Source organism: Lentimonas sp. CC4 (assembly GCF_902728235.1).
In the GTDB taxonomy this organism is placed as follows: Bacteria; Verrucomicrobiota; Verrucomicrobiia; order Opitutales; family Coraliomargaritaceae; genus Lentimonas.
Map to the genome: position 1 here is coordinate 16,378 of NZ_CACVBO010000002.1, position 13,350 is coordinate 29,727.

The 13,350-nt window shown below is 51.4% G+C and carries 9 protein-coding genes; 2 read left to right on the top strand and 7 right to left on the bottom strand.

Going from position 1 to position 13,350, the window contains the following annotated elements; all coding sequences use genetic code 11:
• Positions 1 to 88: 88 nt before the first annotated feature.
• From GZZ87_RS17090 to GZZ87_RS17115, 6 genes are all read right to left on the bottom strand, one after another.
• On the bottom strand, positions 89 to 1,531 hold the full coding sequence (locus GZZ87_RS17090) for a sulfatase-like hydrolase/transferase (protein WP_162028321.1): 1,443 nt from the start codon (positions 1,529 to 1,531) through the stop codon (positions 89 to 91).
• 75 nt (positions 1,532 to 1,606) lie between these two features.
• Positions 1,607 to 3,019: a sulfatase-like hydrolase/transferase gene (locus GZZ87_RS17095; protein WP_162028322.1), complete on the bottom strand. Its 1,413-nt coding sequence runs from the start codon at positions 3,017 to 3,019 to the stop codon at positions 1,607 to 1,609.
• A 727-nt stretch (positions 3,020 to 3,746) separates the two neighbouring features.
• Entirely contained in the window at positions 3,747 to 5,915 is a 2,169-nt protein-coding gene (locus GZZ87_RS17100; RefSeq protein ID WP_244648144.1) for a right-handed parallel beta-helix repeat-containing protein, read from the bottom strand.
• Between the two features lie 275 nt (positions 5,916 to 6,190).
• Positions 6,191 to 8,005, bottom strand: a complete 1,815-nt coding sequence (locus GZZ87_RS17105) for an alpha/beta fold hydrolase (protein WP_162028323.1) — start codon at positions 8,003 to 8,005, stop codon at positions 6,191 to 6,193.
• A 58-nt stretch (positions 8,006 to 8,063) separates the two neighbouring features.
• Complete coding sequence (locus GZZ87_RS17110) at positions 8,064 to 9,302, bottom strand: acetylxylan esterase (protein ID WP_162028324.1); 1,239 nt, start codon at positions 9,300 to 9,302, stop codon at positions 8,064 to 8,066.
• Between the two features lie 875 nt (positions 9,303 to 10,177).
• Positions 10,178 to 10,453, bottom strand: a complete 276-nt coding sequence (locus GZZ87_RS17115; protein WP_162028354.1) for a GIY-YIG nuclease family protein — start codon at positions 10,451 to 10,453, stop codon at positions 10,178 to 10,180.
• Positions 10,454 to 10,867: 414 nt separating this feature from the next.
• Here GZZ87_RS17115 and GZZ87_RS17120 point away from each other — a divergent pair, with 414 nt between their 5' ends.
• Both GZZ87_RS17120 and GZZ87_RS17125 read left to right on the top strand, forming a co-directional pair.
• Positions 10,868 to 11,185 (top strand): hypothetical protein, encoded by a 318-nt coding sequence (locus tag GZZ87_RS17120; protein WP_162027849.1) that lies wholly within the window; start codon positions 10,868 to 10,870, stop codon positions 11,183 to 11,185.
• Between the two features lie 71 nt (positions 11,186 to 11,256).
• Positions 11,257 to 11,673: a hypothetical protein gene (locus GZZ87_RS17125; RefSeq protein WP_162027848.1), complete on the top strand. Its 417-nt coding sequence runs from the start codon at positions 11,257 to 11,259 to the stop codon at positions 11,671 to 11,673.
• Between the two features lie 206 nt (positions 11,674 to 11,879).
• Here the strand turns inward: GZZ87_RS17125 and GZZ87_RS17130 are convergent, their stop codons facing one another.
• A complete protein-coding gene (locus GZZ87_RS17130; protein ID WP_162027847.1) occupies positions 11,880 to 13,307 on the bottom strand; it encodes a sulfatase in 1,428 nt (475 codons plus the stop codon).
• Positions 13,308 to 13,350: the final 43 nt, after the last annotated feature.

Here is a 13,350-nt window from a genome sequence, read left to right on the forward strand (position 1 = left end):
GCCTAGCCAGCACGACGCACGTTTGCTGAAGCTGCACGCTACGGGATATCAGCGATCTACACGCCTGAGCGCTGTAACACACTTCATCTTAGTAATCGTTTCCTTGATCACTGAGTTTGCATGATGCTTTCCACGTCACCAATTTCTTCGATAATTCGGCAACGATTTCTGGGTGCTGTTTTGCGATATTCTTCTTTTCTGAAGGGTCCTCAATGAGATCATAGAGTTCCCAAGGCTTCTTGCCGTTTCGGTAGAGTTTATAGCGCTGTTCCGACCATGCTTCGATGCCGCGGCTCTGGAATCCAATGCCTTCGGCACGCTCGGTCATGTCACCATTGATCATCGGCAGGAGCGATATGCCGTCCAACGGGCGCTCACCGATGTATTCAGCTTGAATCGCATCCAAAATCGTCGGTAGGTAATCGCTGGTGACTGCGGGAAACTCAGAGACCGTCCCTGACGTCACGCGGGCGGGCCAATCTAGAATCCCCGGCACGCGCACGCCGCCTTCACTCAGGCTGCGCTTGCGTCCTTTAAAGTGCGCCGCAGTCCCGGGGCTCTTATTGCCGCCTTCAGGGCCATTATCCGAGCAAAACCAGACCATGGTATTGTCCGCAACGCCCGCCTCTTTCAATGCCGCGCGCAAGCGTCCGACCTGTTCATCCATGGCAGTCACACAGCCATAGTAGTTTTTCTCAAAGTCACTCACCCCCGGATACATCGCGGCATATTCCGGCCCGGCGACGACTGGCAAGTGCGGCGTATGAAACCAGACGACTGCGAAGAACGGTTGATCGTCTTTGGCCGCTTGCTGCACGAACGGCACGACACGATCCATGATCACGCGTGAGTCATCGCCTTCCAAATTATCACGCACGATTTCGCCCTGCTCATTCCAGTAATGTGTGCCATAGGCCTCAGCCGTTGAGCGGTCTTTAATGTAATCCCAGCCTTTACCGCCACCATTCCAACCATCGCTGGCTTCCTTTACTGGTTTTAACATCGGATCCCAAGTGGGCACCTTCGACTCTGTCGAAAAACAGACATCGAAGCCGTTCTTCCATGGTGGGCTAAACTCCTCAGTGTTGCCCGGTTTGCCGCGGTTGGCATCTTTAATTTCCGTCGTGAGTGTGCCTAAGTGCCATTTGCCAAAATGGCCAGTGGTGTATCCTTGTTCTCTGAGCAGCTCAGCAATCGTGAGTTCTTCGGTCTTCATATGCCCGGTGTTGGCATAATAAACGCCAAAGCGGAATGGATGACGTCCCGTAATGCTCGAAGCACGTGTCGGGCTACAGACCGGTGAGGATGAATAGAAGCGGTTGAACTGCAGACCGTCCGCAGCCATTGCATTCAAGTGCGGCGTCTTGATCGCTGTCTTGGGATTAAAACACTGCACATCACCCCACCCGAGGTCATCTGCCATCAGCAGAATGACATTCGGCCGTTCGGCGTCTGATCCTGCTCCCCAAAGCGAGCTGGCGACCGCCGTTATTAAGATGCAGATTCGTTTCTGTATTTTTATGTAATTCATTTTTATGTCTAACTCAGCTTATTAAAATTCGTAGAAATGTCTCGTTCGAGGTTCAGCGACGCAGGCTCAATCGACCTATTTTTCCTTCTTTCCGGCCTTCTTTTTCTGAGCTGAAACAGCGTTCCCCTTCTTCCAGCCAGATTCGTCGGCGGAATAATACTTACGATGTGCAATCAACGCATCACGCATCTTTTCGACGACGGATTGATACTCCGGGTTTGAAAAGATATTGTTCATTTCAAGCGGATCCTTCTCCAGATCATAGAGTTCTGGAGTAATTTCCGGATTATCAAAATACTCCACATATTTCCACTTGGGCGTGCGGGCACTGTCACACAGTGGTCCTCCGCGGAGCGTGAAGAGGTTTTCTGAAAAAACAGTTTCACGCCAAGCCACATCCTCCGATGTCAATAACGGTGCGATATCCATTCCAGTCATAGTTTCAGGAACCTCCAAACCCGCAGCGGCAAGCAGCGTGGGTGCTACATCAATGTTGGAAACCAGCGCGTCAGATTGCTGAATACGCTGCTCTGCTGGAATGCGCGGATCATACACAATCATCGGCACACGAACCGACTCTTCATGCATCCAATATTTTTCCGCGAGCCCATGCTCACCATAGCTATAGCCATTGTCTCCCATGAAAACGATCACGGTATTGTCCGCAATCTCTAGGTCATCCAGCTTCTGCATGATCTTGTCGATCGTCATATCGACACCGGTAATCGCACGGTAGCGCATTTTGATGGTCTCCGAGCGTTTCTCAGCGTCAGAGAAGAACATGTTATAGCGGTCACGAACGAATGAGTCATTACCGACATACTCTTTTTTGATAAATTCGCTGCCGCGCAAAGGAATCGCACCGATGTCTTTGTAGAGATCCTTGCAGGCCTCGATTGGGGGCAGCGAATTCTTCTCGAAATGAGGCGCCTTGAAACTGATGGATAGACAGAATGGTTGAGCCTCAGACTGCTCCATGAAATCAATCGCCTGCTCGGCTATCACTTCGGTCAGGTGACGTCCGTCTTTAGTCGTAAAGCTCCCCTGCTGGTGAAAGCCGTTCCAGACGTCAAATTTCTCCGCCGCATCAAATTGGGCAAAAACCCCATACTTGCCAATGAATCCAGTAAAGTAGCCTGAATCACGAAACACCTGCGGATAGGTCTGGCTCCAGGTCACATTTGTAAACTTAGAGCCCCCGAAATTAACACGGTGGAAGCGCTCAGGCTGCCCCGAGAAGCAAGTTGCGCGACTGGCCATGCAGATTGGACTGGATACCGTCGCCTGTGTAAACAGCGTCCCCAGCTCAGCGAGACGATCCATCGTGGGTGTTTGAATGATCGGATTGCCCATCGCCGCCATGTCGTCCCAACGCTGATCATCCGTTAACAGAAACAGGATGTTCGGTTGCTCTGGATCTTTACTGGCAGCCAAAGCGATGCTGCTCATTGCAGAAAAGCTCAACAGCCCCACTGATAATAGTGTCATCAATCGTTTCATACTTTTTCCCATAGCTGGTTACTTTGCCTTACGCTTGTTCTTTTTGCGAGTCATTGTCTCTTCAAGCCTCGTTTTGTGTTAACATCCATATCATTTATAGACGCGACTGGCGTCGCATCGCTACAGCCGATTTAACAGCAGAAACACCGTAGCGAACTCGCGCTAGCGAGGTCGATCACCGTGTCATCGCCTGGCAAGCATAGACGCGACTAGCGTCGCATCGCTACAGCTGATTAAACTTCAGACACACCGTAGCGAACTTGCGCTAGCAAGGTCGACACCGTGTCATCGCCCGGCAAGCATAGACGCGACTAGCGTCGCATCGCTACAGCGGATTTTACAACAGAAACACCGTAGCGAACTCGCGCTAGCGAGGTCGACACACAGTGTCATCGCCCGACAAGCATAGACGCGACTGGCGTCGCATCGCTACAGCCGATTTCACTACAGACACACCGTAGCGAACTCGCGCTAGCGAGGTCGACCACCGTGTCATCGCCCGGCAGGCATAGACGCGACTAGCGTCGCATCGCTACAGCTGATTAAACTTCAGACACACCGTAGCGAACTCACGCGAGACTGCCGCGCATCACGAATTGTGCTTTTTAGCTCAACACATTCGGGAAGGACGAGCCTCGTCTTGCCTTATGCTGGTGCAGAGGTTCTGTGCTGAGGTTCGGCGGACGGCGCGGAGGCCGTCCCTCCCCAATCGACACTATTTCGTCGTTCTTAACCCGATCTCAGACAGATCGATCGGTAAGATCCCCATCTCAAGCGCAGGCGAGTTGGGCTTAAACCTGAAATCACCATTCTCTGGATCGACGAAGAGCGGGTCAACCGCCCGGCTGTGTGCATCGACACCATCGCCTTGCAGCTTTTTAAGCACTTTTTCGCCGATGCTGGGATCTGCCTTACAGAAGTAGATATTGTAGTCGGAGTCCATATCCTGCATCCGCGCAGGAGTTCGGCCTCGACGATCCTCACCCACTAGGCCCGTCCCGCCGCCTGGTTCGGAAATAAGGGTGCAGTCGGCATTCGTTGAGTAAAAGATATTACGCTTGTTGCTCGCTCCAGTAGACGGCCCCTCGACGATCTTCAGGTAGATTCCACGTGGTGCAATGACATCAGCAATGATGTTATTCTCAAAGCGGTTGTTCAGCTTCAGCGTCATGCCCTGCGACTTGCATTTATAGAGGACGTTGCCCGTAAACAGTGTATCCATCTGTCCGCCATCCGTGCGCATCCCGCTTTGTCCTTTGATCGAAGACACCAGATGGTGAATGTAATTATCGCGGATCACATTGCCTGCACCCGCGCCTCGAATATAGATCCCATTACCGTCTCCTAGTATCTGCATGACGTTGTGAATCTCATTTTTCTCGATTAGATTCTTTCGCGTATGCAGATATGGTCGCACGTCTTCCAGCTCTGGATTTTTCGGTAAATTCTGAATTTCGTGCCAGCGGATCGCACGGCTGGACTCACGCTTGTTCTGCTTCACAAAAAAGCGGGTTACAATTCCAGCGACAATCATGCCCGAATAATTCGTATGGTGTATCAGATTATTCGCTACACGGTTTTCTCCACTCTGACAGAGGAAAATGCCGGGCGAGTGCCAATAGATCTCGCTGACATGATGAATGTGATTATTGTAAACAACGTTATGCTTGTTCACATCCTTGGTGCCTGGGCCATAGCCGCAAAGCAAAATGCCTCCGCCGCCCATCTGCTCAATGTGGTTATTCGAAATCGTGTTGCCGATACCATGCAGATCCACCCGAATTGCGCCGCTACCGCTTTGGAGGAAATGGCAATTATCAATCACACAGTTCTCTGTGCCACGTAGGCGAACCAATGCGTTGGCCTTATCAAACATATCCCAGTCGTGCTGGGTGCCGGCGTCCCCCTTCGCCAAGGTGTAGCGATCACCATGCTTGAAAGTAAGACCGCGAAGGTGCAAATTGCGGACTGGAATATCCTTCGGCCCCTGCTCATCGATATCACCCTCGATACGAATAAATTCAATCAACTGCGGCGCCACCACTGGCGACTGACCGCGTGGCCAGACATAGACCTTGCCCTGCTTTGTGTTAAGCGTCCACTCGCCTGGCTCATCAAGCTGCTCTAGCACGTTTTCAACCCAGCAACCGATCTTGTTCATGCCATAGGTTGCGTTGATCGAAGTCTTGGCAACACCAGCCTTTTCATCGACTGATGCTAAGGGCAGAATATTCATCATCCAAAGCCGAGTCGGACGAACGAAAATCTCCACATCGGTCACATTCGGCCAGTCTTTCAGTAGACCTTCAGGATATCTCAGTTCGGTCGCGTTGCCTTTAGGGACAAAGTGATCCGAGCGCGCACGGGGCATCATCCCTTGATTGTCGTAGAGGGTTAGAAATTTACCGGAGACCTCCGCCTCCCAGACCTGGCCCCGAGCCTCTGAGGGCAACCCCGGAAGCGAACCACTCACCTTCTTCCAGCCCTTAATCTCCTTGCCGGAACTAAAGACGGGCGTCTCACCTGGATAGGCTGCATACGTAATGGTCGACTCGCTGCTACCAGAATCCTCCAAGCCAAAGACAACCGTCTCACTTAACAAATAAGTGCCACCACGGAGCAGGACTTGAATATCACCCGACTGACGTTGCTTGAGTCCTCGGACTGCATCGCGCGCCCGCTCCAATGTTGCAAACGGGCCGTCCGTTCCGGTCATGTTGGGTTCGGCTAATGTGCCCGACCATGCGTCTGATCCCTGCGGATGACAGTAGAAATCTGCCTGTATTGAATCCGCGTTACAAACGCTGCTGACCAACAAAGTAATTATTAAGATAAGATAGAGCTGCATGGGGTAAGAGGCTGAAAGTGCGACGTTTGTTAGCATAGCAGCACAGTCTCATTTCGCCTATAACGCAGATACACTATTCATGCGCACATAATTTTGAGTGTTCTTACCAAGCTTTCACATTTTCTGGTAGAACCCTGGCGCTCAATACAACGAGTGCTTATACCGCCGTTTCGGCAAGTTCAAGGCCCTGAGCCAGTCGTAGGGCAGAGTTCGCTATCATTGCAGCGATGTGACGCTAGTCACGTCGACGTATGCTGAAAGCCCGTCGACCTTACTAGCGCAAGTTCGCTACGAAATTTAGGAATGCCATGTCACTTCTTGTGTTTCACAAAAAAGTCCACCGTCGCTTGAATCACCTCTTCCTGTGTCGGTTGAATCCCCTTGTTGCTCCAACCATGCCCAGCGCCTTCTACAATTAAAATCTCTACATCCGCGCCGCGTTTGTCTGCCAGTTCTTTCATCCAATACGCATGCTGCACGATGATGGTCTGATCCTCAGTGCCGTGCAGCATGAAGAGCGGCGGACTCTCTGGAGTTAACCACGTGCTGGGGCTCATCTCATGAATAATCGCGGTATGTGCTTCGGGCGTCAGGCCGGGGCGAGCAATGAGTGAGTGATTCACACGCAGCGGCTCTTTCTGAGGTTTATTCGGCTTAATAAAGAGCTCCTCGTGCTCCTGATTGGCCCAACCATACCATGACACGCCAGCGACCATCGTATAGTCCGCATCTGCCAGTTCGGGAGCTCCCAGTTGCTGATCCGGCGGACTCAATAGAAGCATCATGGAGAGATGCCCACCCGCAGAGTTACCAATTGAATAAAACTTATCCGCACTGATTCCATACGCATCGGCATGCTTCGCGAGAAAGCGAACGGCATCTTTACAGTCCGCCACGCATTCCGGGACGTAATTGTCTCCATACATTCTTGCGAGGCGGTAGTTGACCGCTGCCACACAGAAGCCCTCATCCAAGACCTTGAGAAACAGATCGCGATGCGATCCTTGGGCCGCCCCTTCTTTGCTGCCGGCACCCCAGCCGCCGCCATGTGTGAACACGACCACGGGCAAATCGCCCTTCTCAGTATTAGGCGGATAATACAGGTCGAGATAGAGGCTCTCTTCGGGCAAATTCTTGTAGAGCACATTGAGCTGCGCCTCACCTTGGGTGGGCAATACAGGGCGCTCTAAGCCAGCGAGCTCTGTCATATCCACGCCCCCACTTGTATCTAGGTCCAGGCCTTTCAGCCGCCTCCAATTACCTCCTGCTTCTTGCTCAGAAATGATACCATCCTTAGAGCGATCCATCCGCTTCAACTGTCGCTTCGCATAGATCTCCTCATACGGCATGACTCGCGCATCACCTGACACTTCTAGCGCTGCGGTGAGTTCGCCCGCCACCTTTTTTGCCAGATGCTGATAGCCTGCTTCGGTGTAATGGACATCGCCCTTCGCTTTCATGATCTGAGGCAACTCCAGTTGAGCATGTGCATACAGGTCGTTAATCAACACCCCGTTGGCTTGCATAATCTCTGCAGCAATCTGGTTGTATTTGAGAGCATCGCCAAGCTTGCGCCCCGCCTCGCCTTTCGGAACGGGAGTGGTGTTGCACCAAATCAGCGTCGCGCCGGTCGCTTTCAAACGAGCTACGATCTGCTCGAGATTGGCTCGGTATTGCTCGGGCGTCTCAGTCAGCGTGCCATTCACCTTGTCACGGTGCCCCTGAGTCTTCGATTTCGGATTCCGATAGCAGACATCCCACAAGCCCCAGTTAAAGTGAATGACATCCCAATTCGCCGGTTTCATCGCCAGCCACTTATCCAGATTCTCCAGACCATAGGCTGAGTTTCGTGCATTTGTTGGGATTCGATACACATCGATCGAGTCTTTAAGCATACGCCTGACATAGGGCGTATAGCCAATCGAAATAGAATCACCGATCAGCAGAACATTTGGTTTATCTGGATCATCATGCTTCGGATTGGCAAAGGCTGCTCTGCGGCCCGTATAGAGTTCGTCCTCACTGGCTAAGCCTTTTGCAGCAATGGCCTGAGGCGCCAGAGCCAACAGTATGGTGCTACATACCGCAGAGAGCGTGAAGAATTTGAAGATGCGGGGTAATTTCATAATGCTGTAGTGCTCGGGCGAAGGGAGACGTAATTTATTAACAACCGCAGCGTAAAAACTAATCTGTATTTCCCAGTTCTACGAGAACGGACGAAGCCAGATGCCCTCGGCTATCCTTGAGGTTCACATAATAGGTCATGCACGCTTCCGGCAGTTGCGCAGAGATCGTGCGAGTTGCGGGATCGATTTTCGCATCAAGGGTGAGCCATGTGCCCGGACCCGAATGCTTCGCCTTCGGGTTATTGGCCGGCTTCCGATAGCTGATCGGTTCGTTCAAATAATAAACGGTGGCACTCTCGATGGCTGTTTCAGCTTCGTAGCTGAGTGCCACTGCGCGGCGGGACGGTTGCTTCACAATACGCACCAGTGGTGCGCCCTCGCCTTTTAGATAGAAATCGGCCAAGGCATAAATTTCCGGCACGCGCTTCGGATCCCACCCGGCACCATGCCCATGCTTCATGCCGGGGTGAATCGTCATCCAAGCATGGTCGCTGGTCGTTTCAAAACTATGCGATGTAATATTAATCGAGAAGTGACCATCCACATCGCTATTCACCCAGAGTGTCGGCACGGAACCATCCTTAAAGTGACGTGCCGGGTCCCAATATTTCTGAGCATCACCGCTGACGCTTTTAAAATGGCCGTAGGACTCGTAGAGGTAGCCAGCGCCATACACAGGCATGGCGCATTTGTAGCGGTCATCGATGCCAGACACCAAACTGCTCAAAATGCCGCCCCATGAGATACCCGTCACACCGATACGGTCGGCGTCGACTTGAGGTAGCGAAGCCAACAGCGTGTGCGCCACAAAGATGTCAGACACGGCATGATACATCCACTGCGCTTCGAGCGGCTTCTCCGCATCGTTAAAGCGTCCCACGCGGGAAGGCCCGCTGTGGTCGTGACTCAAACGTCCACCACCGGAGGCAACATTCTCTGGCAGGTGTCCTTCCAAATCCATTGCAATGGCCGCATAGCCGCGATCATTCCACAGCTTCACCCATTTATGAAAGGCGGTGCCCCCGCCCCCGTGGACGAGCACCATCGCAGGCAGCGGCTTGTCACTTTTAGGAACGCCGATATAGGCAAACACGCGCGTTGGCTGCCCGTTGTAATCGATGCTGTCATAAAACACCGCCTTGATGTCACCCACATCGTGTGACGGGTGCGGATGCATGGCTGGTGCCTGATAGACCGTGGGATCTAGCAGCTCATTGAGAGGGCGACTGGTGTCGGGGGCCGCCGATAACGCAATCGGTAGGATCGCTAGTAGGCAGAGGAAGGCTGTTTTAATCATATTAAATTATCTCATGTAAGGAAACTCCTAGCATACAAGCCGAAGACCTTTTCGACTATCACGTAAATGCGCCACTCGGCCACCGATCCCAAGCACCGAACCCAAGCGTAGCGGAGCCAGGAACTGGTTTCGGCCCGTTGCATCTGCGAAGTCTCACGCCCGCTACGCTCAAGGCACCTAATTCGTTTTTCCCAAAGCCGTGACACAGACATTGCTACGCCATCTACGGCAGACCTCCGTCCTGTCTGTCCACCGAGCCCCAGCCACCGAGCCAAAGCCACCGAGCACAAGCCACCGAGCCAAAGCCGTAGCGCGAAGATTCATCGAACGTCTCAACCGAACCAACGTATTCCAAACTCAAGCTCGGCATTGTCTAACCGCAGATTTCGCAGATGGACGCAGATTATTACAACATATCAATCGACCTAACAGAGTCCCAGCTAGCGGATCCAGGAACTGGTTTCGGCCACAGAGCCAAAGCACCAAAGCCGTGACACAGACATTGCTGCCATCGCGTGAGACATCGTCTTTTACGCGACGCCATCTACGGCAGACCTCCGTCCTGTCTGTCCACCGAGCCAAAGCCTCCGAGCACAAGCCTCCAAGCCCCAGCCGTAGCGCGAAGATTCATCGAACGTCTCGTTCGCACTAACACTTCCCACTCGCACTTCAAAGCCGCGTGGAGCGAAGTCGCGTTAGACGAAGTCTTATACGCGCACGAAGCTCTTTACGCGGACACTCGCCGAAGGCGCTCACTCTCGGCACCGCCGAGTCACAATCCATCCGCAGGACTGTCTGGCTTTTTACTCCCATCGACGTGGAGATAAATTCGTGTCGTCACCCGCGTAAAAGGCTACGCCTCACGCGGTTTCTCTTCACGTCGTCTTCCTATGCGGATACTGTTCGAAATAGCACCGTAATTGCTTATCAATATGCCTTCGACCAGCTCCACTTTTAAGATAACGCTCACGTCCCAAAGCATCCTGCTCCATCGTATAAGCCTCATAATAGATAAGCCGTAAAGGACATCGAGAAGCCGTTGATTTTGAATCACCTCGATTGTGAGCCGCAACACGTGCAGTCAAGTCACTCGTAAATCCAATATAAAGCCCCTGGTCACAATCAGAATGTAGAATATAGACGTAATACATCACTTAAAGAATCGCGTGAGACGAAGTCTTATACGCGCGCTGACAACAACCCTCTGAGCCCTATTAAAATAGGGGGTTTCAGACAGCCACCCTATTGAAATAGGGGTTTGAATCCCACGTAAGCGATGCGTAAAACACGCAGCCCCGAAATGAGCCTTAGACCCTATCGACTATGCCATTTATACCCCCTGCAAAATATCCGTTAGTCAGAGTTTTTAGAATTCAGCTCAAACCTCCTATTTTAAGCCATTCATCCCCAAAAACGTTCAATGCCAAGCGGCAACGCATTCGCCCACCAAAAAGTTCTTAAAATATCTTGCACCAACGAGTTATTCATCATCCTATTCACCACACAAAACCTGTAGCAAAAGATTAGCTACAAAGACTTATAATACTGTTCGACAAAAAGAAACCATGTTTAAACTTTTTGCATTACTTAGCATCATTCTCCTCTCTGGCTGCTGCACAACAACAGTGAATAAAGCACTTGTCCTGAATGAAAAGAGCGAACCAGTTGAAGGTGCTACTGTAAAAGTCGTCTATTACACATTATCGATGCTTCCGGCTGAATACACGACGGACGAAGAAGGAAAAACTGAATTCAAAAGGAATTGGTGCATGCGGGACGATCTATCGATCTGGGCGGAGCACGAGGCCTACTATCCATCTACAAAAAGAGAATTTGAAACCGACGGTAGCACCGCGATGATCCACGTAACTAAAATCAAATGAGGTCGAACCAGTCGAGCTGCTCAATTCCGTTCGTGCCTCACTACATGAGCACTCTTGACGATCTACAAAAAATGAAAACCCTAACATTCATCTGCATCACTTTGTGTATCTTGCTGACATCTTGCAGCAAACCAGCGCCAACAGCTCAGGACATCACCAAGCAAATACAGGCAATTACTGATAGAAATAACGGTGAAGGTTACGTTAAGATCTTCGACGTAGTCATTAATGATTTCTACCAAAAGGATGATGCGTATTATGTGATCATAGACTTCAAGGGGGAATATTTAGTTTCAAAAACAGAATATATTGAGCGATTGAAAAGTGAAGTGTCGGGGACAGCCCAGGGCATGCTGAACAGCATGATGACGCAGATGATTGAGGCTAGACTTAGCGATTTCAAAAAAGGAGACATTGAAGAATCCAAGGGGCAGCATATTCGCATCTTGAAGTCTCAAAATGGTTGGATCATTGATACTCAAAACTAGTAGATCCAGACTGTAGTGGGCAACTCCGTTCGTGCCTCACTCTATGCCACACTTTGACGATACAGAAGAAAAGGAACCTAGTTTTTTGACCGCTTAATTACGCTTAATGAATGCTTATCCAGCACGACTTGAGCTATCTCATCTTAAGCGTTTATTAAGCCGCAGTTACGCGACCTCGCCCCAACTGAATGACAACGCGGGCTGAATTACTTTTTCTTTTTAGACTTTTTTAGGGAATGAGCCTTTGATTGGACCAAAGCACCCGAGTCGCCCTGCTCGACCATCCACGCTTGGATCGAATGCTTCAGTTCATCGACCTTTGACGCATACTCAGGATTTGTGGCGAGGTTTGTCATTTCATCAGGATCGTTATCGAGATCGTAGAGCTGAAACTCCGGCCGATGCCGATAGCGCTGCACCATCGCCGCAGCAGCGTCGTCGGTGTCTGCCTGCTCCAACCATGATTGATACATCTGGCGCACATGACGGTCTTCCATCTTATCGACATAGCCATAGTCAAAGCCGTTGATCGTGCGCACTGTGAATGGATTTTCCGGTGTTAACGTCCAAATCAATTTATAACGCCCATCTGTGGTCGCTCGTGAAGAAAACGGAGTCCCTTCTCCGCCACTGTTATAAACGAAATAAGCCTGTTCGCGGTGCTCTGTCTGCTTACCGGTGATGAGCGGCAGGAGGCTCTTGCCGTCCATCGCGAGAGGCACGTCACCGCCAGCTGCGTCGATTAAGGTTGGTAGAATATCGCAGTATTGCGCAATCGCCGAGGTCTCAAAATTGGCAGCATACGCATCGGGCCATTTCATGACACAGGCAGAACGCACGCCCCAATCATAGGTCGTCCATTTTCCGCACGGCATACCCGCACCGTTTTCATCCAAGACGATCAATACCGTGTTGTCATCGAGTCCGAGGCGCTGCAAGAGCTCGTCTGCCTTGCCGACTTGTTCATCGAACAATCTCACCTCGGCTAGATATTCGCGGAATAACAGTCGAGTCTTTGGCGTATCTGCCAAGTTCGCGGGGAGTTTCAGCGAGTCCACGTCCCACAGGGACGTATCACCCGCATCCCATGGCGCATGGGCATGGATCGATGCAATGACCAAACAGAACGGCTGGTCGGCATCCTTTGTCATGAACGCTTCCACGCCATCCCAGGTATCAGGTTTCGGCTTTCTAGCGTTACAGTTTGACTGAAAGCCTTTGACCTTCTGAAAGGGATACACCGACGCGGGTTTAATATGTGTCTTTCCTGTCAGGCCGACTCGGTAGCCTAATTGGTTCAAATGTTGAACGACGCTCAAAGTGCCAGTCTTCGTCGCCCCGTGATTTGCGATCACACCATTACCGTATGGCATTAACCCGGTATAAAGTTCGGCGCGGGCAGGAGCGCAGACAGCCTCGGACACGAACATATTGGTAAAGCGAATACCCTCGTCCGCTAAGCGATCGATGTTGGGCGTCGTATTCGGGTTCTCCGAACCATAACAGCCGATCGTATTGGCACTGATATCGTCGCCGAGGATGATCAGGAAATTCGGTTGTTGCGGCTGCGCGCCAAGAATCGTTGCCGAGAACACTAGGCTGACGACTGTTACGAAACGTCGGTATTGAATCATAATTAAAGGCTTAATTGATTAAAGGCCATTCGGGATGGATCGG

Bases quoted from the DNA above. Each gene is read 5' to 3' on its own strand.
- GZZ87_RS17090 (WP_162028321.1), bottom strand. From the start codon at position 1,531: ATGAATTACATAAAAATACAGAAACGAATCTGCATCTTAATAACGGCG.
- GZZ87_RS17095 (WP_162028322.1), bottom strand. From the start codon at position 3,019: ATGACACTATTATCAGTGGGGCTGTTGAGCTTTTCTGCAATGAGCAGC.
- GZZ87_RS17100 (WP_244648144.1), bottom strand. From the start codon at position 5,915: ATGCTAACAAACGTCGCACTTTCAGCCTCTTACCCCATGCAGCTCTAT.
- GZZ87_RS17105 (WP_162028323.1), bottom strand. From the start codon at position 8,005: ATGAAATTACCCCGCATCTTCAAATTCTTCACGCTCTCTGCGGTATGT.
- GZZ87_RS17110 (WP_162028324.1), bottom strand. From the start codon at position 9,302: ATGATTAAAACAGCCTTCCTCTGCCTACTAGCGATCCTACCGATTGCG.
- GZZ87_RS17115 (WP_162028354.1), bottom strand. From the start codon at position 10,453: ATGTATTACGTCTATATTCTACATTCTGATTGTGACCAGGGGCTTTAT.
- GZZ87_RS17120 (WP_162027849.1), top strand. From the start codon at position 10,868: ATGTTTAAACTTTTTGCATTACTTAGCATCATTCTCCTCTCTGGCTGC.
- GZZ87_RS17125 (WP_162027848.1), top strand. From the start codon at position 11,257: ATGAAAACCCTAACATTCATCTGCATCACTTTGTGTATCTTGCTGACA.
- GZZ87_RS17130 (WP_162027847.1), bottom strand. From the start codon at position 13,307: ATGATTCAATACCGACGTTTCGTAACAGTCGTCAGCCTAGTGTTCTCG.